Below are 22491 nucleotides of genomic sequence, written 5' to 3'. Positions count from 1 at the left end.
GAGCGTGGCGGCTACCTTGAACCGTTGCAGGCGCCGATCTTCGTCTGCCTGCTGCTTGTAGCGGATCCGGGCTTCCCGTTGTTCGGCATATTGCCGTTGGCGCTCCCAGCTCGCCTCTCTGGCGCGCCAGGCCTGCTCCTGTTGTGCGTGCTCGACACCAGCGCCGCTGAGCGCTGCGACAACTGCTTGATGGCCTCCTGCAAAAGCCGGGCTTCCTGGGCTGCCACGTAGGCCGCCTCCCAGTCGCGGTGCAGTTGCTGCATTTGTGCTGCGGTTGTCAGGCTGGCCAACCGAGCGGCGTATGCATCAGCGGCCACATCCTGGCCAGCAAAAGCACCCGCCGATGCCTGCCGCTTGGTCAGCTCAAGTTGCTTGGCTGCAATGAGACCATTTGTCTCGTTACGCGCCTTGGTGATCTGGTAGAGCTGCCAGCGTTCGCTGCCGTCATAGTCAGGACGCTTGCGCGCAGCGTTGATCTCATCCTGAAGCGCCTGTGCCAGGCCTTTCGACTGTTTTGCGAAGTGAGCATCAAGCTGCGCACGTCGACCTTCACGTGCCTGGCTGTACGTACCAACCCGCTGGTGATGCGCAAGCGCCAATGCCTCGGCACGAGCCGTCGCAGCGGCAGCCTGGCGTGCCTGTTCCTCGGCCTTTGCCCGGGCGAGAGCGGCAGCGCGAGCTCTCGCCCGCTTTTTCCGACGGCGTCGGCTGGAGCCCCCAAAGCCTCCGCCAAAGCCGCCACCACCGCCAATGCTGAAAAAACCGCCTCCGCCACCACTTGAACCGGAAGAGCCGGGAGTGATGACAACATCACCCGTTGAATTATCGTTCAGTGTGTTTTGAACCATACAGAGTCTCCTTATCTGCATGGCTCAAGTTGCCCATTTGATGTCGGGCAACTGCACTACATATCTCTCTACGTTAAACTGTTTATTTCAACTAATTTCGGAATACATTTTTACTTTTCCGCCGGCATTTAGATGCCGTCGATACATGAGAAAATTTTCTCTACGGGCAGAAGTTTCTAATTTGCAGAATGGTGCAAAGACGCCTTGGCTTAAATTTTTGCCGATAGGAAACATCCCGCATAATTTGAAGGAAGCAATGATACAAGAGGCCTATTTACAGGGCGCGCTGAACGCCCTGGCAAGGGCAAGCGCCACTGAGGCCTGCATGTGCGGGCTGGGTAAAGCGTTTAGATTTTGAATAAGGCTGTGACGCCCACATGTACAGCACCGTTACTGAAACTGTGCTGTACATGTGGGCGTCACCTTGCCGACGATAAAGCCGGTGAGGGCCAGCCGATCAGCGCCTGTTAGCGACCAGGTAAATGCCCACGATCAGACCAACTGCACACAGACCCGCTACATAATAGGCAGGCGCCATTGGGCTCACCTTGAGCAGCGCAGTCACCACCATCGGCGTCAAGCCGCCAAAGATGGCGTAGGCCACGTTGTAGGAGAACGAGAGGCCACTGAAGCGCACCGCCGCCGGGAACGCCTTGACCATCACATAGGGCACCGCGCCGATCACCCCCACGCACAGGCCGGTGATGGCATACAGTGGGAACAGCAGCTGCGGGTGGGTCGGCAGGCTGTGGTAGAAGGTCCAGGACGTCACCAGCAGCAGCAGGCTGCCGATGACGAACACGCGGCCTGCACCAAAGCGGTCGGCCAGGCTGCCGGAGCCGATGCAGCCAAGGCTGAGCAGCACGATCGCCAGGCTGTTGGCCTTGAGCGAGTCGGTGGGGCTGATGTGGTAGATGCTCTGCAACAGCGCCGGTGTCATCAGGATGACCACTACGATGCCGGCAGAAAGCATCCAGGTCAGCAGCATCGACAGGATGATCGGGCCACGGTGATCACGCAGCACCGCGCGCAGCGGCAGCTCTTCGGCCAGTGCCTTGCGCTGCTGCATCTCAGCGAACACCGGCGTTTCGTGCAGCCAGCGGCGCAGGTACACCGAGAACAGGCCGAACACACCGCCAAGCAGGAAAGGGATACGCCAGGCGTAGTCGGCGACTTCTTCAACGCTATAGACCGTGTTGATCAGCGTTGCCACCAGCGAGCCAAGCAGAATGCCAGCGGTCAGGCCGGCGGTCAGGGTGCCGCAGGCATAGCCGGTATTGCGTGCAGGCACATGCTCGGACACGAACACCCAGGCGCCAGGCACTTCACCCCCGATCGCTGCCCCCTGGATCACGCGCATCAGCAGCAGCAGGATCGGTGCCCAGAGGCCAATCTGGGCATAGGTGGGCAGCAGGCCCATGATCAGCGTTGGCAGGGCCATCATGAAGATGCTCAGGGTGAACATCTTCTTGCGCCCAAGCAGGTCGCCGAAGTGGGCCATGATGATGCCGCCCAGGGGCCTGGCCAGGTAGCCGGCGGCGAAAATGCCGAAGGTCTGCATCAGGCGCAGCCACTCGGGCATGTCGGCCGGGAAGAACAGCTTGCCGACCACAGTGGCGAAAAACACGAAAATGATGAAGTCGTAGAACTCAAGGGCTCCGCCTAGCGCGGACAGTGAGAGAGTCTTGTAGTCACTGCGGGTCAGCGGCCGCGAGGGCTGCTCGATACTGCTGGGCACGGAGGTCATTGCTTGTTCTTCTCTTGTAGGGCATGCAGGCCGCTTGGCACGCGGCTTCTGGCGGTGACAGGCGAAGATAGCAAATTGCCGGGGCCTGCTGAAAGCGATACAAAATCCATACAGATATTCATGACTGCACGGTCGTCGCTGAGCGTTTGGCTATATATACTGCCCGTTCGTAGGAAAACGTTGCCACCACGATGGGATGTTGTGCGAAAACGCCGGTCTTTATGTCAGGCGGTTTCGCAGAGTTTCCCTACGGCCGTCCAGCGAAACGAAATCGGCGTAGTATGTTTCAAGCTGAATCGTTTACTCGGCCTTTGCGCCACACCAACGAAAGCGTCACGGGTCAGAGGCCCCACCGCATGATTGAGCTCGAACAAGAAGATCCTATCCCGCAAGGCGACCTGGCCCTGCAAATCACTGCGTTGCCCCGCGAAACCAACGGTTTTGGCGATATCTTTGGCGGCTGGCTGGTCGCCCAGATGGACCTGGCAGGCACTGCCATGGCGAGCCGCGTCGCGGGTGGCCGGGTGGCAACGGTCGCCATTGACCGTATGGCCTTCCTGGTGCCAGTGGCGGTGGGCGCACAACTGTCGTTCTATACCCAGACGCTGGAAATCGGCCGCAGCTCGATCCAGATGATGGTCGAAGTGTGGAGCGACGACCCGCTGTCGAGCGAATGGCGCAAAGTTACGGAAGCAGTGTTCGTCTTCGTCGCCATCGATGGCAGCGGCCGCACCCGTTCGGTGCCTCGTCGCTAAGCCACGCGAGCGGTAAACTCATTGCAAGGCAGCGGGTCGAAGGCCCACAGGCAATCAATGAGACAAGCGCAATGGCTACCTACCAGGTCGTAAACGAGCAACACGGCGAACTCAACTGCTGGCGTATCACCAGCGACCGTGCCGAACTACTGATCGCCCAACAGGGTGCGCAGATCCTCAGCTACCAGCACGTTGGCGAGCCGCCGCTGCTGTGGCTGAGTGACCAGGCCATATTCCGCCAGGGCAAGTCGGTGCGTGCAGGTGTGCCGGTGTGCTGGCCGTGGTTCGGCAACCTGCAGCGCAACCCCGAAGCTGTTCAAGGCATGTTCCATGGCACGCAGGCGCCGGCCCATGGCCTGGCCCGCACGCGTGACTGGAAACTGTTGGGCATTGAAGAAGCGGCCAGCGCGCTGCGCATCGAATTCGAACTGCCAGAAGCCCAGGGCGATCTGCCGCACTGGCCGCATGACGTCGAGCTGAAACTGCTGATCGTCATGGGTGATGCGCTTGAGCTGACCCTGACCAGCCGTAACAGGGGCAACAGCTCAGTCACCATCAGCCAGGCCCTGCACAGCTACTTTGCCGTCAGCGATGTGCGTGAGGCGCGGGTCGAGGGTGTCGAAGGGCTGGACTATATCGAGACCCTGGCTGACTGGGAGCAGCGCCAGCAACAGGGTGCGCTGACGTTTGCCGGTGAGACCGATCGCATCTACCTGAATACGCCTGGGCAACTGAGCATTGTCGATCCGCACTGGAATCGGCGCATTACCCTGAACAGCCGTGGTTCACGTTCAGCGGTGATCTGGAACCCTTGGACCGACAGGGCCCAGGCATTGCCTGACATGGCCGACGATGGCTGGCAGCGAATGCTGTGCATCGAAACGGCGAATGTCTGGGACGATGTGGTGGAGTTGAAGCCTGGGGCGGTTCATTCCCTGCACGTGGCGATTGGCAGCGAAGGGCTTTGATTCCACTGCCGGGACCGTTTTGCGGTTCTTTCGCGCTGCCAAACTCCTGCTACGCAGGCCGCCCACACCTGAGCGGCCTCGTTTCACGATGGGCTGCGAAGCAGCCCCTTCACAGGTCAGCGTCCTGCACCACCCTCACCTTCGCGGCGTCCAGCGCATACGCCGCATCGGCCATGTCGTTGCTGACCTTTTCAACCTTCAACGTCCCGCTCACCCACAACGGCGTGTAGATGTCATCGATCTTCAACCCCTTCGGATAGCGCACCAGCACCAGCTGGTTGGGTGGTGGCGGCGGTACATGGATGCAGGCGCCCGGGTAAGGCACCAGGAAGAACAGCGTGTTATTACCCTTGGCATCGCTTTCAAGCGGCACCGGGTAACCGCCGAGACGAATTTCCTTGCCGTTCATCGCGGCCACGGTCTTGGTCGAATACATCACCGCTGGCAGGCCCTTGCTTTGCTTCAGGCCGCCCTTGTCGGTGAAGGTACCCATCGCCTCGGGCGAGTTATGGTCAATCTCTGGCATTTGCTCGAGGGCTTTCTGGTCCGACTTGGGCATCAGTTCGAGCCAGTCGGTTTCAGGCAGCTCGGCATGGGCCAGGGCGCTGGCCAGAAGCATGGGGATGAGAAAAAAGGCACGCATGAATATGCTCGGCAAATCGGATGAATTGCCGAGCATTCTAACCAGTATTCAGCGCTTCTTGATGAAGCCGAAGATAACCAGAAGGATGACGGCACCGACCAGCGCGCCGAAGAAGCCCGCTGCCTGCCCAGCCTGATAAATCCCCAGGGCCTGGCCGCCATAGGTGGCGATCAAGGAGCCGGCAATACCCAGCAGGATGGTCATGATCCAGCCCATGCTGTCGTCGCCGGGCTTGATGAAGCGCGCCAGCAGGCCAACGATCAGGCCGATGAAGATAGTTCCAATGATGCCCATGGCAATCCCTCTGCAGTGAAGATGGAGCAAGCCAAAGCCTAGACAGCGCTTTGGCTTGTTGCCATTTCAGAGGGCGAACCGCTTGCAGAAGTTCGATCAGATGGCCTGTCAGTTGCTGATCAAGGCCTCTACCTCGGCAATCTTGCGCTCGAGGGTGGCCATATCCTGGCAACGCAGGGTGGCGTGGCCGACCTTGCGCCCGGCCTTGAAGGCCTTGCCATAGTGATGCAGGTGGCAGTCATCGATGGCAATGACCTTGTCCACTGCCGGCACCTCACCGATGAAGTTGAGCATGGCGCTCTCGCCTACCTTGGCAGTCGAACCCAGCGGCAGGCCGGCGACGGCGCGCAGGTGGTTTTCGAACTGGCTGCACTCGGCCCCTTCGATGGTCCAGTGCCCGGAGTTGTGCACACGCGGCGCGATCTCGTTGGCCTTGAGGCCACCGTCGACTTCGAAGAACTCGAAGGCCATCACACCCACATAGTCCAGCTGCTTGAGCACACGGCCGACGTAGTCTTCGGCCAGCGCCTGCAGCGGGTGTGCCTGGCTTGCCACGGACAGGCGCAGGATGCCGCTCTCGTGGGTGTTATGCACCAACGGGTAGAAGCGGGTTTCGCCATCGCGCGCTCGCACGGCCACCAGGGACACTTCGCCGGTGAACGGCACGAAACCTTCCAGCAGGCACGGCACGCTGCCCAACTCGGCAAAGGTACCTAGCACATCCTCAGGGGTGCGCAGAACCTTCTGGCCCTTGCCGTCGTAGCCCAGGGTCCGGGTCTTGAGCACGGCCGGCAGGCCGATGCTGGCCACCGCTGCATCAAGGTCGGCCTGGGAAAGAATATCGGCGAAGGCCGGGGTGGGAATGCCCAAGTCGCGGAACATGCTCTTTTCGAACAGGCGGTCGCGGGCAATGCGCAGCGCTTCGGCGCTCGGGTACACCGGGACGAACTGCGAGAGGAAGGCGACGGTCTCGGCCGGGACACTTTCGAACTCGAAGGTCACCAGGTCGACTTCGTCCGCCAGCTGGCGCAGGTGGTCCTGGTCGCCGTAGTCGGCACGCAGATGCTCGCCAAGAGCCGCAGCGCAGGCATCCGGCGCCGGGTCGAGGAAGGCGAAGTTCATGCCCAGCGGGGTGCCCGCCAGAGCCAGCATGCGGCCCAGCTGGCCGCCACCGATAACACCGATCTTCATGGGTTCTGCCTCAAGCCTGACGTGGGTCTGGATTGTCCAGCACAGTGTCGGTCTGCTCGGTGCGGAACTGCTTGAGCGCCGCGTGATAGTGCGGGTATTTGGCGCCGAGGATGCTCGCCGACAGCAGCGCGGCGTTGACCGCACCGGCACGGCCGATGGCCAGGGTGGCAACAGGTACACCGGCAGGCATCTGGACGATCGACAGCAGCGAGTCGACACCCGACAGCATCGACGACTGTACCGGCACACCCAGCACCGGCAGGTGGGTCTTGGCGGCGCACATGCCTGGCAGGTGCGCTGCGCCACCCGCGCCAGCGATGATCACCTCGATGCCACGCCCTTCGGCCTCTTCGGCGTACTGGAACAGCAGATCCGGGGTGCGGTGGGCGGAAACCACCTTCACTTCGTAGGGAATGCCGAGTTTTTCCAGCATATCGGCGGTGTGGCTAAGGGTGGACCAATCGGACTTGGAGCCCATGATCACGCCAACCAGTGCACTCATCGTCGAGCCTCTCCTGCAAGCGCCTTCTGGCGCGCTAAAAGCAACAAGCCACGCAGGTGGACCGGCGTGGCTTGTCATACGGATTCTGAATCGACCAGGCTGGCCGAAGGCGCGGGATTGTAGCGTATTTCAAGTCGGCCCGCCCACCCCCACAAGCACATGTCGGATCAAAGGGCAAGCTGTCTCGTGGGACAACTTTTTCCGACTGCCGAGAGGCCTGCCAGGTGGTGACGATCGCGGCCACCCACTCGATCTACCTGGAGAACCGTAATGCCCAAGACCCTCACCCTCCTTTTCAGCCTCCTGCTGTCCCTGCAGTTGCCTTGCGCCGTAGCGGCCAAGTCGCTGGTCGTGACCGTTTATCTTCACGACGAGCTGGCCAGCATCAGCGACGAGCAATTGCACAAGGATTACTTTCAGCACTGGATCGATGAGATGCGCAGTTTCACCGCCCACCCCACGGAACTGATCGTGCGACGCAACGTTCCGGGCATCACCGATATGGATTATCAAGGCAAGCCATCCAACGAGATTCTTGAGGCATTCACCCAAGGCGTGCAGGAACTGACCTCGGACCAACGCTTCTCTTTCATGCACAAGCACCTGCTGATGACGCAAAACAGCTATGACCACAGCGGGCTGAACTACAATGCGGGCCTGGCCTACTTCAAACAGAACACCGCCATCGCCTCGATGGCCGCGTACAGCAGCGCCGCCCATGAAATCGGCCATCTGCTTTCCGCCACGCATGAAGACGCCGAACTGAAGTTCAACGGCTGGGTCTGCGAAACCTATACGCACCGGCGAATCCCGGCGCGATCGAACTGCTACCGGTATAGCGACAAGAACCGGGCGAATATCGCCGACTATCTCAAGTACAACTCACACTGAGCCTTCGCCTTGCGCACCCGCGGACTCGAGCTTGCGCCATAGCAGGCGCACGTTGGCCTTGCGCACCAGAGCACAGCGATACAAGCGGATTTCCAGTGGCACATGCCACTGGGCCCCTGCGCAGATGACCAGCTCCCCTCGCTCCAGCTCGCCACGCATCGAAAGCCGGGGTACCCAGGCAACGCCCATGCCTTCCAAGGCCATGCTCTTCAAACTGTCGGCCATGGCTGTCTCGTACACCGTGGTATAGCGCAAATTGCGCTGGCGCAGCAGCAGGCTCACGGAACGGCCAAGGAAGGCGCCCGCACTGTATGCAAGCAACGGCACGCTGGCGTCGCTCTCAAGGTCGAACATGGGCTTGCCATCTGCCCCTACGGCGCACACTGGAAGCATTTCGGTGGTGCCCATGTGCAGCGAGGGAAAGATTTCGGCGTCCATCTGCAGCGCCGCATCCGGGTCGTAGAAAGCCAGCATCAGATCGCAGCCACCTTCGCGCAACGCGTGCACAGCATCACCGACGTTGGTGGCCACCAGCCGTGTGGCGATGTTCAAACCATCGTTACGCAGTTGCGCAACCCAGCGCGGGAAAAAGCCTGATGCCAGCGAGTGCGCCGCCGCCACCTGGATCACCTCGCCCTGGCCACCTTCAAGATGATGCAAATGGCGTAGAACTTCACTCAACTGGTCGACAACGGTACGCGCCGTTACGAGAAAGAGCTGACCCGCCGCCGTCAGTTCGATGGGCGTGCGGGAACGATTCACCAGCGTCAGGCCGAGCGCCGCTTCCAGGCTGCGAATACGTCGGCTGAAGGCCGGTTGGGTGACGAAACGGCGCTCCGCCGCCTGGGAAAAACTGCGGGTGGCGGCCAGCGCACTGAAGTCTTCCAGCCATTTGCTTTCTAGGTTCACTAAACGAATCTCCCGCCATGCACCAAAATGGAACACGCTCGAATGTCAATTGGCGTCACATCAAACACTATGCCGTTTGTGCATAGGTTAGCGTGCAACAGCATTGGCCGCAAAATCCCCTTAAGGCCTAGCATTAGCGCCATTCCGGCAGGTGCCGGGTCAAAATCGAGATGATATCCATCATGTCCTCCGCTGCATCGTTCCGCGTCGAAAAAGATCTGCTTGGTACCCTTGAAGTCCCTGCCGATGCCTACTACGGCATCCAGACTCTGCGCGCTGCCAACAACTTCCATCTCTCCGGTGTTCCGCTGTCGCACTACCCGAAGCTGGTCGTGGCACTTGCCATGGTCAAGCAGGCTGCTGCCGATGCCAACCGTGAGCTGGGGCACCTGAGCGATGCCAAGCACGCCGCCATCAGCGAGGCCTGCGCCCGCCTGATCCGCGGTGACTTCCACGACCAGTTCGTGGTGGACATGATTCAGGGTGGCGCTGGTACTTCCACCAACATGAACGCCAACGAGGTCATCGCCAACGTCGCGCTGGAGGCCATGGGCCACCAGAAGGGTGAATACCAGTACCTGCACCCGAACAACGATGTGAACATGGCGCAGTCGACCAACGATGCTTACCCGACCGCCATCCGTCTGGGCTTGCTGCTGGGCCACGACGCGCTGCTGGCCAGCCTCGACAGCCTGATCCAGGCCTTCGCTGCCAAAGGTAAAGAGTTCGACCACGTACTGAAGATGGGCCGCACCCAGCTGCAGGACGCCGTGCCGATGACCCTGGGCCAGGAATTCCGCGCCTTCGCCACCACCATGACCGAAGACCTGCAGCGTCTGCGCTCGCTGGCCCCGGAACTGCTGACCGAAATCAACTTGGGCGGTACCGCCATCGGCACTGGCATCAACGCCGACCCTGGCTACCAGGCCCTGGCCGTACAGCGTTTGGCGACCATCAGCGGCCAGCCGCTGGTACCGGCTGCCGACCTGATCGAAGCCACCTCGGACATGGGCGCCTTCGTGCTGTTCTCCGGCATGCTCAAGCGCACTGCGGTCAAGCTGTCGAAGATCTGCAACGACCTGCGCCTGCTGTCCAGCGGCCCACGGACCGGCATCAACGAAATCAACCTGCCAGCGCGCCAGCCAGGCAGCTCGATCATGCCAGGCAAGGTCAACCCGGTCATCCCGGAGGCCGTCAACCAGGTTGCCTTCGCCATCATGGGCAACGACCTGGCCCTGACCGTCGCCGCTGAAGGTGGCCAACTGCAGTTGAACGTGATGGAGCCGCTGATCGCCTACAAGATCTTCGACTCGATCCGCCTGCTCCAGCGTGCCATGGACATGCTGCGCGAGCACTGCATCGTCGGCATCACCGCCAACGAACAGCGCTGCCGTGAACTGGTGGAGCACTCGATCGGCCTGGTCACCGCCCTGAACCCTTACATCGGCTACGAAAACGCCACCCGTATTGCCCGCGTAGCCCTGGAAACCGGCCGCGGCGTGCTGGAACTGGTACGCGAAGAACAGCTGCTGGACGAAGCGATGCTCAACGACATCCTGCGCCCGGAAAACATGATCGCTCCACGTCTGGTTCCGCTGAAGGCGTAACCCGGCTGCTGCAAACAGTCTCACCAGGTTTGAGGGACTAGACACCTCTCGACCTTTCAAGGGCCCGAGCGCACGCTACGGGCCCTTTTTTTCGCCTGCGCGATCCCGGCACACAACTTGCTCTGTAATGTTTCCCAGCCCCACGGAAATACCGAGCATGCTGCACAGCCACATGACCACCCTCAACGCGGTTTCGCTGATCCTCAACCTGTTCCAGGAGCAAGGGTGCGAGGCTACGGCGCTGCTGGCTGGCAGCGGTATAGGCCTGGCAGACCTTGGCCATGCCGATGCGCGCATCACCACCCAGCAAGAGCTGCAGGTATGCGCCAATGCCGTGGCGCGGCGTGAGGACATTGGCCTGGAACTGGGCCAGCGCATGCATGTGTCGTGCTACGGCATGCTGGGTTACGCGCTGCTCTCCAGTGCCACTTTGGGTGACGCCTTGCGCCTGGCTTTGCAGTATCCGGCACTGCTGGGAACAGTCTTTCGCTTACGCCTGATAGACGACGGCCAGCGCATCTGGCTTAGCGCCGACGAATATCGCGACCTCCCGGCGCTGGCCGCTTTCAATGCCGAGTTCTGCCTGGTGTCGCTCAAAGTCATCTGTGACGACCTGCTGGGCCGGCCACTGCCCCTGCTCGGCGCCCGTTTCGCGCATGCCCAGCCTGACTACCATCAGCGCTATAACGGTGTCTTTTCCTGCCCTCTGGGCTTCGACGCGAAGGACAACGCCTTTGCGTTCGATCGACACTGGTTGGACACGCCGCTGCCGCTTGCCGACCCGATCACGCACAAAGCCATGAGCGAACGCTGCCGGCGCCTGAACCTTGAATTCACAGGGCGCCAGGCCTGGCTGGGGCGGATTCGCCAGTTGCTGCTGCAGCAACTGGACGCTGCCCCCGGCCTTGAGGGCTTGGCGCGGCAGATGAACTGTTCGTCTCGCACCTTGCGCCGGCACTTGCAGGCGCTCGGCAGCAGTTATCAACAGCTGCTCGATGAGCTTCGATTCGAGCGAGCCAAGCAATTGCTCGCCGATGACAAGATGCCGATCTACCGGATTGCCGAGCGCCTGGGGTTCAGTGAGACGGCGAGCTTCCGGCATGCGTTCCAGCGGTGGAGCGGTGTTGCGCCCAGCCATTTCCGAGGTTGAGCAGGGCCTGCGAGCTTGGCCACATCGATCCCCTTTTGGCCGTTTGCGTCGTTCTCCCGCCCCCGGCAGCCCGTGAAAATGGGCCAACGCCAGTACCACCGGAGAACAACAATGCTGACGATCTATTCTGATGACCACCGCCTGCACCACGGCCGCTGCGAGCTGATCGACGGCAAACTGATGCCCTGCTTCGAAATGCCATCGCGCGCTGACCATGTGCTCGAGCAGGTGAAAAAGCGCAACCTCGGTGCTGTCCAGGCCCCGACCGATTTCGGCCGTGCACCGCTGCAGCGCATCCACAGCGCCGACTATCTCGACTTCTTCGAAGGTGCCTGGGCGCGTTGGGCCGCGTTGGGTCAGGAAGGCGACCTGCTGCCCTTCACCTGGCCAGCCCGCACCTTGCGCCAGGTCAAACCCACCGGCCTGCATGGCGAACTGGGTTACTACAGTTTCGATGCCGGCGCGCCCATCACCGCGGGTACCTGGCAAGCCGCCTACAGCGCAGCCCAGGTTGCCCTCACTGCCCAGGCTGCAATCGAGCAAGGCGCCCATGCGGCCTTCGCCCTGTGCCGCCCACCAGGGCATCACGCCGCCGCCGAGGTGATGGGAGGTTACTGCTACCTGAACAACGCTGCGATCGCAGCCCAAGCCTTCCTCGACCAGGGCAGGGCCAAGGTGGCTATCCTCGACGTCGACTACCACCATGGCAATGGCACCCAGGACATCTTCTACCACCGCGATGACGTGTTCTTCGCCTCGATCCACGGCGACCCGCAAGACGAGTTCCCGTTCTTTTTGGGCTACGCGGACGAAACCGGCGCAGGTGCGGGCGCTGGCTGCAACATCAACTATCCGCTGCCAGCGGGCAGTGACTGGGCCGCCTGGAGCGCTGCGCTGGAGGATGCCTGCACGCGCATCGCCGGCTACGACGCTGACGTGCTTGTCATCTCGCTGGGGGTGGATACCTTCAAGGATGACCCTATCTCTCAGTTCAAGCTGGACAGCCCGGACTACCTGGAAATGGGCAAGCGTATCGCCCAGCTCGGCAAGCCGACCTTGTTCGTGATGGAAGGCGGCTACGCAGTGGAAGAAATCGGTATCAACGCGGTCAATGTGTTGGAAGGTTTCCAGCTCGCCCAGCCAGGAGCCCGATAATGGCCAGACTCAAGCGCCTGCTCGCCCCACTCATCGCGGCCACCCTGTGCGCCGGCGCCCTTCAGGCGCAAGCCGAACAGCGCACCTTGCGCGTGTACAACTGGTTCGATTACATCACCCCGCAAACCTTGACCAGCTTCCAGAAGGACAGTGGCGTCAAGCTGGTCTACGACATTTTCGACACCAACGAAGCCCTGGAGGCGAAGCTGTTAACGGGTAACTCCGGCTACGACGTGGTAGTGCCGTCCAACGTGTTCCTCGCCAAGCAGATAGAGGCGGGGGTGTTCCAGCCACTGGACCGCAGCAAGCTGCCGAACTGGCAACACCTGGACCCGGCATTGATGAAGCTGATCGAGGCCAACGACCCGGGCAACAAGTTCGCCGTGCCTTACATGTACGGCACGGTGCTGATCGGTTTCAACCCAGACAAGGTCAAGGCAGTACTGGGCGACAAGGCTCCGGTGGACAGCTGGGACCTGCTCTTCAAGGAAGAGAACATCGCCAAGCTCAAGCAGTGCGGCGTAGCGCTGCTCGACTCGCCATCAGAGATCCTGCCTCTGGCGTTGCAATACCTCGGGCTGGACCCCAACAGCAGCAAGCCAGGTGACTACAAGCAAGCCCAAGCCCTGCTGCTGAAGATCCGCCCCTATATCACCTACTTCCACTCTTCCAAGTACATGGCGGACATCGCCAACGGCGATATCTGCGTTGCCGTTGGTTATTCCGGCAGCTTCTCCCAGGCCGCAAACCGCGCCCGAGATGCGAAGAACGGTGTGGTGGTGGACATGCGCCTGCCCAAGGAGGGCGCGCCGATCTGGTTCGACATGCTGGCGATTCCGAAAGGCGCCGCCAACCCGGAGGATGCGCATACGTTCATCAACTACCTGCTGCGCCCAGAGGTGATTGCGCCGATCAGCGATTTTGTCGGCTACCCGAACCCGAACAAGGATGCGACGGATCAGGTCAGCCCAGCGATTCGCAATAATCCCAACCTGTATCCGACCCCTGAGGCGATGGCCAAGCTGTACACGCTCAAGCCTTTGACGCGTGAGGCAGAGCGGGCGCGGACGCGGGCCTGGACCAGGATCAAGTCCGGGACTTGATACCGCCTTGTGTTAGCAAGACCGCGCGCGCCTGACGGCGCGTGCGGTGCCTTGTCGAGCGGCCTTGTGCCGCGCTGGCCTAAGCAGGCCGGGAGTTTCAATCGCGCTTCACAAGCCCCGGCAACTGCGCCACCAGCTTCTGGTTGTTGAACGGCGCGCGGATGAAACCACGCTGACGACCGTCCGGCCCGACAATCGCCAGGTTTCCGCTGTGATCCACGGTATAACCGGGCTTGCTGGTATCGGCCGGGATGAACGGAATGCTCAAGGCATTGGCCAGCTTCTGGGTATCTTCGATCGACCCCGCCACGCCGACGAAATCCTTGTCGAAATAGCCCAGGTACTGCTTGAGCTGGTTCGGCGTGTCGCGGTTCGGATCGACACTCACCAGTACCACCTGCAGGCGGTCGACCGCTTCCTTGGGCAGCTCGCTCTTCACCTGCCGCAACTGGGCCAGGGTAGTAGGGCAGATATCCGGGCAATAGGTATAGCCAAAGAACAGCAGCGACCATTTGCCCTTGAGCTCGTCCAGTTGCACCGGCTGGCCGTCCTGGTTGGTCATGGTCACGTCGGCGACCGTGCGGCTCTGCGGCAGGAGGATGATGCCGGCATCGATCAACTGCGTGGGGTTTGGCTGGTCACTGCCATTGAGCACCTTGTTGACGGTCAGGCCCATGATCAACGCGACCAGGGCAACGAGGATGAAGACGGTTTTCTGGGTTCGGGTCATAGGTTCAGCAACAGGTAGTGGTCAACAAGCAACGCGATGAACAGCGCGAACAGGTACCCGATAGAGTACTTGAAGGTGCCGATCGCCGCGTGCGGCCGGCTGCCACGGTACAACACCCAGGCCCATTGCAGGAAGCGCAGACCAAGGGCGAGGGCGCAGGCCAGATACAACGGGCCGCTCATGTGGATGGCGTAGGGCAGCAGGGTCACCGCCAGCAGGATCAGGGTGTAGAGCAAGATGTGCAGCTTGGTGTAGCGCTCGCCGTGGGTCACCGGCAGCATCGGGATATCGGCCTTGGCGTACTCCTGCTTGCGGTGAATGGCCAGCGCCCAGAAGTGTGGTGGCGTCCAGGCGAAGATGATCAGCACCAGCAACAAGGGCTCGGCACTGACATGGCCACTCACTGCCACCCAGCCAAGCAGCGGCGGGGCCGCGCCTGCCAAGCCTCCGATTACGATGTTCTGCGGGGTCGCACGCTTGAGATAGCCGGTGTAGAGCACCGCATAGCCGAGCAGAGAGGCAAGCGTCAGCCAGGCGGCGAGGGCGTTGGTGAACACCAGCAACAGGGCCATGCCCAGCAGCGCCAGGGCGAGGGCGAACAACAGCGCCGGCACCGGCGCGACCCGCCCCTCGGCCAGCGGCCGCTTGTGGGTGCGGGCCATCAGCGCATCGATGCGCCGGTCCAACACATGGTTGACCGTCGCCGCGGCCCCCGCGCACAGGGCAATCCCCAGATTGCCGAGCAGCAGTACACGCCAAGGCACCCCGGCACGGGTCGCCAGGAACATGCCTACCAGCGAAGTGATCAGCATCAGCACCACCACCTTGGGCTTGGTCAGCTCCAGATAGTCGCGCCAGCCTGCACGTTGGGCACTTAGAAGCGTCGCCACGAAGCGTTCCTCAAGTGATGGGGCGCGCCCACGCCTGTCACCGGCGTGAGGCGCCAGCCTTGGCCCACACGCACCTTGTCGACGACACGGATACGGTAGTTGACCAGCACCATGCTCAGCAGCAACAGTGCGCCGCCTGCGTTATGCGCCACCGCCACCGCCAGCGGCAGGTGCAACAGCACGTTGCTGATGCCCAGGCCTACCTGCAGCGCCAGCACCAGCAGTACCAGGCGCCCCAACCCAGACAAGCCACAGCGGTGCAGCTTCCAGCTGAGCATCAGCAACACACCAGTGACCAGAAGGGCGCCCAGCCGATGGCTGATATGGATGGCCGTGCGCGCATCGCTGTCCAGTTGCCCGCCCAAGTAGTTGGGGCCCACGTGCTGGGTCAGGTGGAAGCCGTTGCTGAAGTCCGCTGACGGCCACCACTGGCCATGGCAGGTCGGCAGGTCTATGCAGGCAACGGCCGCATAGTTGGAACTGACCCAGCCGCCCAGGGCAATCTGCCCGATCACTACCAGCAGCGCCAAGGCAGCGATCCGTCGCAAGCTCAGCGGTAGTTTCGGCAATGGCGCAAAGGCCCGAGATAGACGCAGCGATAGCAGGAACAGCAAGGCCAGGGTAGTGAAGCCACCCAGCAGATGTGCGGTGACGACCTGCGGCCACAGCTTGAGGGTTACTGTCCACATGCCGAATGCCGCCTGGGCCAGCACTACGCCCAGCAGCAGCACCGGCAGGCGGTAGGGCTGGCCGTCGCGTGAATGCCGGCGCACGGCTTGGAAGGCGAGCAGGGCGATCACAACGGCAAGCGTGCCGGCAAAGTAACGGTGAACCATCTCGGCCCAGCCCTTGGCGACCTCCACCGGGTGCTCGGGGAAGTGCAGTTCGGCATGGGCCAGCTGCGCATCGGTTTTCGGCACGCTGATGAAGCCATAGCAGCCAGGCCAGTCGGGGCAGCCTAGGCCAGCATGAGTCAGACGGGTATACGCACCGAGCAGTACGACCAGCAGTGCCAGCAGGGTGGCGAACACAGCGAGGCGGAATCCAGGTCTGGCCATGGCAAGGCTCCTAGCCGATGTTGGACAGCTTGAGCAGGTGGCGCAGGTCATCCAGTACATGCTTGCCGCTGACCTTGCCGTCATAGCGCAGCACCAGATTGCCGTGCGGGTCGACGATCCACAGATGCGGCGCGGGGTCTCCTACCTTCTGCAGGTAGCGCTGGGTATCGAGTGGATAACGCTGCAACTGTGGGTACTCGCGCGCCAGCAAGGCCTGGTAGCCGGCGCTCAACGGTTGGGCAGCGGCCAAGGCATGGCTGGCACGGCTGGCGTCCCGGCCAAGGCCAATCTGGATCTGCCGCGCCAGGTAAACCAGACGCTGGCAGTCTTCAGCACAGTTTTCCGGGGCGCTGACCAGCAGTTGCCAACGGGCGTCCTCGCCAGCGATGCCGATATCGCTGCGGCTCTGGCCATTGCCGATCATCGTGCCGTGATAGCTTCGGCCTTCCGGCACCCAGAACTTGAGCTTGTACATGCTGGTGGCCAGGATCATTGGGCCGAGCACCACCAGCAGAATCAGGATCAGCTGCAAACGCCCGCGGGCTCTGGGTTTGCGACGTTCAGGCATGTCCAGTGGAGTGGTGGTGGCGGCCATGGCGGTTCTCCTTTTTGTTGTGCCAGCCAAAGTAGAGGTAGAGCAGCACCAGTGCGGTGGCCAGGGCGAACCATTGCACGGCATAGCCCAGGTGTTTTTCCGGCCCCATGGCCACCACTGGCCAGTCCAGGCGGTACGCCGCCGGGCCAGGCTGCAGGCGCAGTTCATGGGCGAAGCCTGCGCGCCGCAGCTGTTGCCACAGTTGCACGGGGTTCACCGCCGTCAGCAGGTGCGGCCACTGGCCGCCCACGGGGTCGGGGTGCAATTGAAAGGTGCTGCCCGGCGCTACGTATACCGAGGCATCCAGGGCCAGAGCCTGGGCAGGGGTGTCGAAGGGCACCGGCACGCGGCGGTCGGGCCAGGGCAGCCACCCGCGGTTGACCCACAGCCACAGGCCGCTGGGCTGGTCGAGAAACGGCTGCAGCAACTCGACGCCGGCCTGGCCGTCGCGCATGCGGTTGTCCAGCAGCACGCTGTGCTCGGCATCGAAACGGCCGTAGAGGTGTACACGGCGGAAGGCGGGGTCGTCGCTCAGCTGTAACTGGCCGGCGGAAAGCGGCGCGTCGACGCTACGCTCGGCATGGCTGGCCAGCAATGCGCGCTTTTCGGCGGCTCGGCCCAATTGCCAGCAGCCAAGGGCGATCAAGCCCGGCAGTAGCGCAAGCACTACCAGTGTGGGTACCCAGCCCGGGCGAAACAGCCTCACGGGCGCCTCGCTATACTTATCCACATCACCGCATCCCCCTGGAGAAACGCCATGCTCAAGGCCGCGATTGTCATGATGCTGTTGGCCACCATCGCCAGCCTGTTCAGCGGCCTGGTGTTTCTGGTCAAGGACGATGAGAACTCCACCCGCCTGCTCAAGGCACTGACCGTGCGTGTCACCTTGGCCTGCGTGACCATCGCCCTGGTGGCATATGGCTTCATCTCTGGCCAGCTCGTCTCCCACGCTCCCTTCTAGGCCGTCAGCCGCCACCTGTAGGGGCGGCCTTGCGGCGCGAAAGGGCTGTGTCGCTCTTCACAGCACATACACAAAGATGAACAGCCCAACCCACACCACATCGACGAAGTGCCAGTACCAGCTAGCCGCCTCGAAGCCGAAGTGTTTGTCCGGGTTGAAGTGCCCCCGCAGGATGCGCACGAACATGACGATCAAAATGATCGTGCCCAAGGTCACGTGGGCACCGTGGAAGCCTGTGAGCATGAAGAAGGTCGCGCCGTAGATCCCCGAGCCCAGGGTCAGGCCCAACTGGGTGTAGGCCTCGAAGTATTCGTAGGCCTGCAGTGCGATAAAGCTCAGCCCCAACAGGATGGTGATGGCCATCCACAGCTTCAGCGGCCCACGGTGGCCACGTCGCAGCGCATGGTGGGCGAGGGTGATGGTCACGCTCGAACTGACCAGCAAAATGGTGTTGATCAAAGGCAGGTGCCAAGGGTCGATGACGTCCTTGGGCGGCGGGAACAACTTGGGGTCCGGGGTATTGAGCAGGGGCCAGGCGAACTCGAAACTGGGCCACAGCATGTGTGCGACACCTTTGGCGCCTTCTCCGCCGAGCCAGGGTCCGGCCAGTACCCGTACATAGAAAAGTGCGCCAAAAAACGCCAGGAAGAACATCACCTCGGAGAAGATGAACCAGCTCATGCCCCAGCGGAACGAGCGGTCCAGCTGCGCGCTGTAGAGGCCGGCGCGACTTTCCTTGACCACCGCACCGAACCAGCCGAACAGCATGTAGGCCAGCAACAGCGCACCGACGAAGAAAATCAGCGGCCCGTGGGAATCGGGGTGGCCAGCCTTGAGGTCGTTGAACCACGTGCCAAGGCCGAACACCGTGATGAACATTCCGATGGTGGCAATGATCGGCCACTTGCTCTGCGCAGGGACGTAGTAGTGTTCATGACTTGCCATTGCTGTTCTCCTTCCCTTAACGGGCGCCCTGAACGTCCTGGGGCGCGACATGCGCGACCGGCGGGTGGCGAGCGGTGATGTCGAACAAGGTGTAGGCCAGTGTCAGGTGCTTCACAGTGGCCGGCAGGTCCCGGTCGACGATGAAGCGCACGGGCATCTCGATACGTTCGCCGGGCTGCAGCACCTGCTGGGTAAAGCAGAAGCACTCGGTCTTGTGGAAGTACGCCGCGGCCTCGGCCGGAGTGATGCTGGGTACGGCCTGGGCGGTCATCGGCCGGTCAGTGGTGTTGTGAGCCACGAAGATCATCTGGTTGACGGCCCCCGGGTTGACCGCGAGCTGGTCGGCAGTGGCATAGAAATCCCAGACCATGTCACCGGCATTGGTCGACATGAACTGCACCCGCACCGAACGCGTCGGATCGCTGACCTGGCTACCTTCGTACTGCCCGCCCGTCTTGCCATTGATGCCGAAGGCCCTGCACATGACGTCGTAGATCGGCACCAGGGCAAAGCCGAAGGCGAACATCACCACCGTCAGCATCAACAGGCGCAGCACCAGGCGTTTGAGCGGTTGGCCGGTCATGAGCGGTTACCTATTTCACATCCGGTGGCGTCTGGAAGGTGTGATACGGCGCCGGCGAAGGCACCGACCACTCAAGCCCCTCGGCCCCGTCCCAGGGTTTGGCCGGGGCCGGCGCGCCGCCGCGAATGCACTTGATGACGATGAACAGGAAGAAGATCTGCGTGGCACCGAACATGAATGCCCCGACCGATGACACCATGTTGAAGTCGGCGAACTGCAGGTTGTAGTCAGGAATGCGCCGCGGCATGCCGGCCAGGCCAACGAAGTGCATGGGGAAGAAGGCCAGGTTCATACCGATGAACGACAGCCAGAAATGCAGCTTGCCGAGGGTTTCGTCGTACATGTGACCGGTCCACTTCGGCAGCCAGTAATAGGCCGAGGCGAAGATGCCGAAGATCGCCCCGGGCACCAGCACGTAGTGGAAGTGCGCCACCACGAAGTAGGTGTCGTGGTACTGGAAGTCTGCCGGCGCGATGGCCAGCATCAACCCCGAGAACCCACCGATGGTGAACAGGATGACGAAGGCGATGGCGAACAGCATCGGCGTCTCGAAGGTCAGTGAGCCTTCCCACATGGTGCTGACCCAGTTGAACACCTTCACCCCGGTGGGCACGGCAATGAGCATGGTCGCGTACATGAAGAACAACTCGCCCACCACCGGGATGCCGACCACGAACATGTGGTGCGCCCAGACGATGAACGACAGGAAGGCGATGGCACCCGTGGCATAGACCATCGAGGTGTAGCCGAACAGTGGCTTGCGCGAGAACGCCGGGATGATCGAGCTGACCGCGCCGAAGGCCGGCAGGATCATGATGTACACCTCGGGGTGGCCGAAGAACCAGAACACGTGCTGGAACAGCACCGGGTCACCGCCACCGGCGGCACTGAAGAAGCTGGTGCCAAAGTGGATATCCATCAGCATCATGGTGACCACGCCGGCCAGCACCGGCATCACCGCGATCAGCAGGAAGGCCGTGATCAGCCAGGTCCAGACGAACAGCGGCATTTTCATCAGGGTCATGCCCGGTGCGCGCAGGTTGAGAATGGTGGCTATGACGTTGATGGCCCCCATGATCGAGCTGATACCCATCAAGTGGATGGCGAATATGAAGAACGTCACGCTGGCGGGGGCATAGGTGGTGGAAAGCGGAGCGTAGAACGTCCAGCCGAAATTCGGCCCGCCACCGGGGCTGAACAGGGTCGATACCAGCATCAGGAACGCTGCCGGCAGCAGCCAGAAACTGAAGTTGTTCATCCGCGGCAGGGCCATGTCCGGCGCGCCGATCATCAGTGGGATCATCCAGTTGGCCAAGCCGACGAAGGCCGGCATCACCGCGCCGAACACCATGATCAGGCCGTGCATGGTGGTCATCTGGTTGAAAAATGCCGGCTCGACGATCTGCAGCCCGGGCTGGAACAGTTCGGCGCGTATCACCATGGCAAACGAACCGCCAAGCAGGAACATGATGAAGCTGAACCACAGGTACATCGTGCCGATGTCCTTGTGGTTGGTGGTCAGCACCCAGCGCATCAGGCCCTTGGCCGGGCCGTGGGCATGCTCATGGCCGTGGGCGTGGTCGTCGATCACTGCACTCATGTCCTGTCTCCTGCAGCCCACTGACTGCCGCGAGTAACCCGGTTCATTGCGCTTGTGCCTGCTTGAGCGCCAGCACGTCCTTAGGTGTCACCATGTCGCCTGTGTCATTGCCCCAGGCGTTGCGCTCGTAGGTGACCACGGCGGCGATATCGACTTCAGACAGCTGCTTGCCGAAGGCCGCCATGGCGGTGCCGGGCTTGCCGTGGAAGACGATGTCCAGGTGGGCATCCTTGGGGCCGGTGGCGATCTTCGAGCCCTTGAGTGCCGGGAACATCGGCGGCAAGCCCTGGCCCTCGGCCTGGTGACAGGCCACGCAGGTGGTGTGGTAAACCTTGTCGCCACGGGCGACCAACTCTTCAAGGGTCCATTCCTTGCTGGTCAGCTCTTTGAGTTTGGCCGCCTCGGCCTTGCGCTCGCCGAGCCAGGTGTCGTAGTCGGCCTTGGACTTGACCTCCACCACCACCGGCATGAAACCGTGGTCCTTGCCACACAGCTCGGTGCATTGGCCGCGGTAGATGCCGGGCTTTTCGACCCGGGTCCAGGCTTCATTGACGAAGCCAGGGATGGCGTCGCGCTTGACCGCGAAAGCCGGTACCCACCAGGAATGGATCACGTCGGCGGCGGTCACCAGAAAGCGCACTTTCGCGCCCACCGGCAGCACGAGCGGCTGGTCCACCTCAAGCAGGTAGTGCTCGTCCTTGGGCGCCTTGTTCTGGATCTGGTCGGCAGGGGTGGCCAGGTTGCTGAAGAACTCCACATCCTGGCCCAGGTATTTGTAGTGCCATTTCCACTGATAGCCCGTAACCTGGATATCAATGTCCGATTCGCTGGCGTCGTAGATGTCGATCAGGGTCTTGGTGGCGGGGATGGCCATGGCCACCAGGATCAGCAAGGGGACCACGGTCCACAGGATTTCCACCCAGGTGTGCTCGTGGAAATGCGCAGCTTGCTGGCCGGTGGAACGGCGGTGGATGACCATGGACCAGAACATCGCGCCGAACACCACGACGCCGATGATCACGCAGATCCAGAAGATGGTCATGTGCAGGTCGAACACGGCGTTGGAGACTTCCGTCGCCCCCGGCGCCATGTTTACGGTCCAGGCGGCGTTCGCCTGACCGAAAACCGTCCACAACAGGAGGCCCATCCAGACGGGTGGATGTCGCATCATTGCGGGTTCCCCTTCTAATTCTTGTTGTCCCGGAGGCATGGCCTGCGGCAAGAGGGAACGGCGGTCAAGACTGCCTGGCTTCGACGACCGAGCCCCTGCGATAAGCAGTCGGGCCTCATCAGCGAATCACGTTCAACCCGAGTATAGACAGCGACCAATGGCACGCAACGGCGCGGGTGAAATGATCTTCACGAA

At 61.9% G+C, this 22491-nt stretch carries 24 protein-coding genes; 8 read left to right on the top strand and 16 right to left on the bottom strand.

Annotated elements, in window-relative coordinates; genetic code table 11:
• Positions 1-11 precede the first annotated feature (11 nt).
• Both ACIPZC_RS00935 and ACIPZC_RS00930 read right to left on the bottom strand, forming a co-directional pair.
• Positions 12-848, bottom strand: coding sequence for a hypothetical protein (locus ACIPZC_RS00935; RefSeq protein WP_400624187.1), 837 nt, complete (start codon positions 846-848; stop codon positions 12-14).
• A 457-nt stretch (positions 849-1305) separates the two neighbouring features.
• Positions 1306-2595 (bottom strand): MFS transporter, encoded by a 1290-nt coding sequence (locus ACIPZC_RS00930; protein WP_241806716.1) that lies wholly within the window; start codon positions 2593-2595, stop codon positions 1306-1308.
• Between the two features lie 356 nt (positions 2596-2951).
• Here ACIPZC_RS00930 and ACIPZC_RS00925 point away from each other — a divergent pair, with 356 nt between their 5' ends.
• Positions 2952-3350: an acyl-CoA thioesterase gene (locus ACIPZC_RS00925; RefSeq protein WP_003253317.1), complete on the top strand. Its 399-nt coding sequence runs from the start codon at positions 2952-2954 to the stop codon at positions 3348-3350.
• Positions 3351-3421: 71 nt separating this feature from the next.
• Positions 3422-4318: a D-hexose-6-phosphate mutarotase gene (locus tag ACIPZC_RS00920; protein ID WP_400624183.1), complete on the top strand. Its 897-nt coding sequence runs from the start codon at positions 3422-3424 to the stop codon at positions 4316-4318.
• A 109-nt stretch (positions 4319-4427) separates the two neighbouring features.
• Here ACIPZC_RS00920 and ACIPZC_RS00915 read toward each other — a convergent pair whose 3' ends face one another.
• From ACIPZC_RS00915 to purE, 4 genes are all read right to left on the bottom strand, one after another.
• Positions 4428-4997 carry a DUF3299 domain-containing protein gene (locus ACIPZC_RS00915; RefSeq protein ID WP_241806714.1) on the bottom strand — a complete coding sequence of 190 codons (570 nt, stop codon included), beginning with the start codon at positions 4995-4997 and terminating at the stop codon, positions 4428-4430.
• A 12-nt stretch (positions 4998-5009) separates the two neighbouring features.
• On the bottom strand, positions 5010-5255 hold the full coding sequence (locus tag ACIPZC_RS00910; protein WP_241806713.1) for a GlsB/YeaQ/YmgE family stress response membrane protein: 246 nt from the start codon (positions 5253-5255) through the stop codon (positions 5010-5012).
• Positions 5256-5363: 108 nt separating this feature from the next.
• Entirely contained in the window at positions 5364-6446 is a 1083-nt protein-coding gene (locus ACIPZC_RS00905; protein ID WP_241806712.1) for a 5-(carboxyamino)imidazole ribonucleotide synthase, read from the bottom strand.
• 10 nt (positions 6447-6456) lie between these two features.
• On the bottom strand, positions 6457-6948 hold the full coding sequence (gene purE, locus ACIPZC_RS00900) for a 5-(carboxyamino)imidazole ribonucleotide mutase (protein WP_125924414.1): 492 nt from the start codon (positions 6946-6948) through the stop codon (positions 6457-6459).
• Between the two features lie 270 nt (positions 6949-7218).
• Here purE and ACIPZC_RS00895 point away from each other — a divergent pair, with 270 nt between their 5' ends.
• Positions 7219-7839: a zinc-dependent metalloprotease family protein gene (locus ACIPZC_RS00895; RefSeq protein WP_400624178.1), complete on the top strand. Its 621-nt coding sequence runs from the start codon at positions 7219-7221 to the stop codon at positions 7837-7839.
• On the opposite strand, the gene ACIPZC_RS00890 is transcribed toward ACIPZC_RS00895, so the two are convergent.
• Positions 7831-8748 carry a LysR substrate-binding domain-containing protein gene (locus tag ACIPZC_RS00890; protein ID WP_400624175.1) on the bottom strand — a complete coding sequence of 306 codons (918 nt, stop codon included), beginning with the start codon at positions 8746-8748 and terminating at the stop codon, positions 7831-7833. The two genes, ACIPZC_RS00895 and ACIPZC_RS00890, sit on opposite strands and share 9 nt — an antisense overlap.
• 182 nt (positions 8749-8930) lie before the next feature.
• Between ACIPZC_RS00890 and aspA the strand changes: the two genes are divergently transcribed.
• From aspA to ACIPZC_RS00870, 4 genes are all read left to right on the top strand, one after another.
• Positions 8931-10355, top strand: a complete 1425-nt coding sequence (aspA, locus tag ACIPZC_RS00885; protein ID WP_241806709.1) for an aspartate ammonia-lyase — start codon at positions 8931-8933, stop codon at positions 10353-10355.
• A gap of 157 nt (positions 10356-10512) precedes the next feature.
• Complete coding sequence (locus ACIPZC_RS00880; RefSeq protein WP_241806708.1) at positions 10513-11505, top strand: AraC family transcriptional regulator; 993 nt, start codon at positions 10513-10515, stop codon at positions 11503-11505.
• 111 nt (positions 11506-11616) lie between these two features.
• Positions 11617-12660, top strand: coding sequence for a histone deacetylase family protein (locus ACIPZC_RS00875; protein WP_400624171.1), 1044 nt, complete (start codon positions 11617-11619; stop codon positions 12658-12660).
• Entirely contained in the window at positions 12660-13763 is a 1104-nt protein-coding gene (locus ACIPZC_RS00870) for a polyamine ABC transporter substrate-binding protein (protein WP_267819991.1), read from the top strand. The genes ACIPZC_RS00875 and ACIPZC_RS00870 overlap by 1 nt, the downstream gene beginning before the upstream one ends.
• 97 nt (positions 13764-13860) lie before the next feature.
• On the opposite strand, the gene ACIPZC_RS00865 is transcribed toward ACIPZC_RS00870, so the two are convergent.
• From ACIPZC_RS00865 to ACIPZC_RS00845, 5 genes are read right to left on the bottom strand one after another with little or no spacing between them, the layout of a single operon-like run.
• Positions 13861-14493 carry an SCO family protein gene (locus ACIPZC_RS00865; protein WP_267819989.1) on the bottom strand — a complete coding sequence of 211 codons (633 nt, stop codon included), beginning with the start codon at positions 14491-14493 and terminating at the stop codon, positions 13861-13863.
• A complete protein-coding gene (cyoE, locus tag ACIPZC_RS00860; RefSeq protein ID WP_400624166.1) occupies positions 14490-15383 on the bottom strand; it encodes a heme o synthase in 894 nt (297 codons plus the stop codon). The genes ACIPZC_RS00865 and cyoE overlap by 4 nt, the downstream gene beginning before the upstream one ends.
• Complete coding sequence (locus tag ACIPZC_RS00855; protein WP_400624163.1) at positions 15368-16441, bottom strand: heme A synthase; 1074 nt, start codon at positions 16439-16441, stop codon at positions 15368-15370. The genes cyoE and ACIPZC_RS00855 overlap by 16 nt, the downstream gene beginning before the upstream one ends.
• 10 nt (positions 16442-16451) lie before the next feature.
• Positions 16452-17036, bottom strand: coding sequence for a hypothetical protein (locus ACIPZC_RS00850; RefSeq protein ID WP_400624160.1), 585 nt, complete (start codon positions 17034-17036; stop codon positions 16452-16454).
• Positions 17002-17742, bottom strand: coding sequence for an SURF1 family protein (locus tag ACIPZC_RS00845; protein ID WP_400624157.1), 741 nt, complete (start codon positions 17740-17742; stop codon positions 17002-17004). The genes ACIPZC_RS00850 and ACIPZC_RS00845 overlap by 35 nt, the downstream gene beginning before the upstream one ends.
• 51 nt (positions 17743-17793) lie before the next feature.
• Between ACIPZC_RS00845 and ACIPZC_RS00840 the strand changes: the two genes are divergently transcribed.
• On the top strand, positions 17794-17997 hold the full coding sequence (locus ACIPZC_RS00840) for a twin transmembrane helix small protein (protein ID WP_241806700.1): 204 nt from the start codon (positions 17794-17796) through the stop codon (positions 17995-17997).
• Between the two features lie 57 nt (positions 17998-18054).
• Here the strand turns inward: ACIPZC_RS00840 and ACIPZC_RS00835 are convergent, their stop codons facing one another.
• From ACIPZC_RS00835 to coxB, 4 genes are read right to left on the bottom strand one after another with little or no spacing between them, the layout of a single operon-like run.
• Complete coding sequence (locus tag ACIPZC_RS00835) at positions 18055-18942, bottom strand: cytochrome c oxidase subunit 3 (RefSeq protein WP_400624154.1); 888 nt, start codon at positions 18940-18942, stop codon at positions 18055-18057.
• A 16-nt stretch (positions 18943-18958) separates the two neighbouring features.
• Complete coding sequence (locus ACIPZC_RS00830; RefSeq protein ID WP_241806698.1) at positions 18959-19525, bottom strand: cytochrome c oxidase assembly protein; 567 nt, start codon at positions 19523-19525, stop codon at positions 18959-18961.
• 10 nt (positions 19526-19535) lie between these two features.
• Complete coding sequence (gene ctaD / locus ACIPZC_RS00825) at positions 19536-21125, bottom strand: cytochrome c oxidase subunit I (RefSeq protein WP_012312075.1); 1590 nt, start codon at positions 21123-21125, stop codon at positions 19536-19538.
• A gap of 43 nt (positions 21126-21168) precedes the next feature.
• Positions 21169-22296 carry a cytochrome c oxidase subunit II gene (gene coxB / locus ACIPZC_RS00820; protein WP_241806697.1) on the bottom strand — a complete coding sequence of 376 codons (1128 nt, stop codon included), beginning with the start codon at positions 22294-22296 and terminating at the stop codon, positions 21169-21171.
• Positions 22297-22491 lie beyond the last annotated feature (195 nt).

It is taken from the genome of Pseudomonas sp. NPDC089743, from assembly GCF_044748785.1.
GTDB classification, from domain to species: Bacteria; Pseudomonadota; Gammaproteobacteria; order Pseudomonadales; family Pseudomonadaceae; genus Aquipseudomonas; species Aquipseudomonas putida_X.
Note: the sequence above shows the minus strand (reverse complement) of the source record. Positions and strands in the feature narration are given on the sequence as shown.

Coding starts and splice junctions, on each gene's coding strand:
- ACIPZC_RS00935 (WP_400624187.1), bottom strand. CDS start 848: ATGGTTCAAAACACACTGAACGATAATTCAACGGGTGATGTTGTCATC.
- ACIPZC_RS00930 (WP_241806716.1), bottom strand. CDS start 2,595: ATGACCTCCGTGCCCAGCAGTATCGAGCAGCCCTCGCGGCCGCTGACC.
- ACIPZC_RS00925 (WP_003253317.1), top strand. CDS start 2,952: ATGATTGAGCTCGAACAAGAAGATCCTATCCCGCAAGGCGACCTGGCC.
- ACIPZC_RS00920 (WP_400624183.1), top strand. CDS start 3,422: ATGGCTACCTACCAGGTCGTAAACGAGCAACACGGCGAACTCAACTGC.
- ACIPZC_RS00915 (WP_241806714.1), bottom strand. CDS start 4,997: ATGCTCGGCAATTCATCCGATTTGCCGAGCATATTCATGCGTGCCTTT.
- ACIPZC_RS00910 (WP_241806713.1), bottom strand. CDS start 5,255: ATGGGCATCATTGGAACTATCTTCATCGGCCTGATCGTTGGCCTGCTG.
- ACIPZC_RS00905 (WP_241806712.1), bottom strand. CDS start 6,446: ATGAAGATCGGTGTTATCGGTGGCGGCCAGCTGGGCCGCATGCTGGCT.
- purE (WP_125924414.1), bottom strand. CDS start 6,948: ATGAGTGCACTGGTTGGCGTGATCATGGGCTCCAAGTCCGATTGGTCC.
- ACIPZC_RS00895 (WP_400624178.1), top strand. CDS start 7,219: ATGCCCAAGACCCTCACCCTCCTTTTCAGCCTCCTGCTGTCCCTGCAG.
- aspA (WP_241806709.1), top strand. CDS start 8,931: ATGTCCTCCGCTGCATCGTTCCGCGTCGAAAAAGATCTGCTTGGTACC.
- ACIPZC_RS00880 (WP_241806708.1), top strand. CDS start 10,513: ATGCTGCACAGCCACATGACCACCCTCAACGCGGTTTCGCTGATCCTC.
- ACIPZC_RS00875 (WP_400624171.1), top strand. CDS start 11,617: ATGCTGACGATCTATTCTGATGACCACCGCCTGCACCACGGCCGCTGC.
- ACIPZC_RS00870 (WP_267819991.1), top strand. CDS start 12,660: ATGGCCAGACTCAAGCGCCTGCTCGCCCCACTCATCGCGGCCACCCTG.
- ACIPZC_RS00865 (WP_267819989.1), bottom strand. CDS start 14,493: ATGACCCGAACCCAGAAAACCGTCTTCATCCTCGTTGCCCTGGTCGCG.
- ACIPZC_RS00855 (WP_400624163.1), bottom strand. CDS start 16,441: ATGGCCAGACCTGGATTCCGCCTCGCTGTGTTCGCCACCCTGCTGGCA.
- ACIPZC_RS00850 (WP_400624160.1), bottom strand. CDS start 17,036: ATGGCCGCCACCACCACTCCACTGGACATGCCTGAACGTCGCAAACCC.
- ACIPZC_RS00840 (WP_241806700.1), top strand. CDS start 17,794: ATGCTCAAGGCCGCGATTGTCATGATGCTGTTGGCCACCATCGCCAGC.
- ACIPZC_RS00835 (WP_400624154.1), bottom strand. CDS start 18,942: ATGGCAAGTCATGAACACTACTACGTCCCTGCGCAGAGCAAGTGGCCG.
- ACIPZC_RS00830 (WP_241806698.1), bottom strand. CDS start 19,525: ATGACCGGCCAACCGCTCAAACGCCTGGTGCTGCGCCTGTTGATGCTG.
- ctaD (WP_012312075.1), bottom strand. CDS start 21,125: ATGAGTGCAGTGATCGACGACCACGCCCACGGCCATGAGCATGCCCAC.
- coxB (WP_241806697.1), bottom strand. CDS start 22,296: ATGATGCGACATCCACCCGTCTGGATGGGCCTCCTGTTGTGGACGGTT.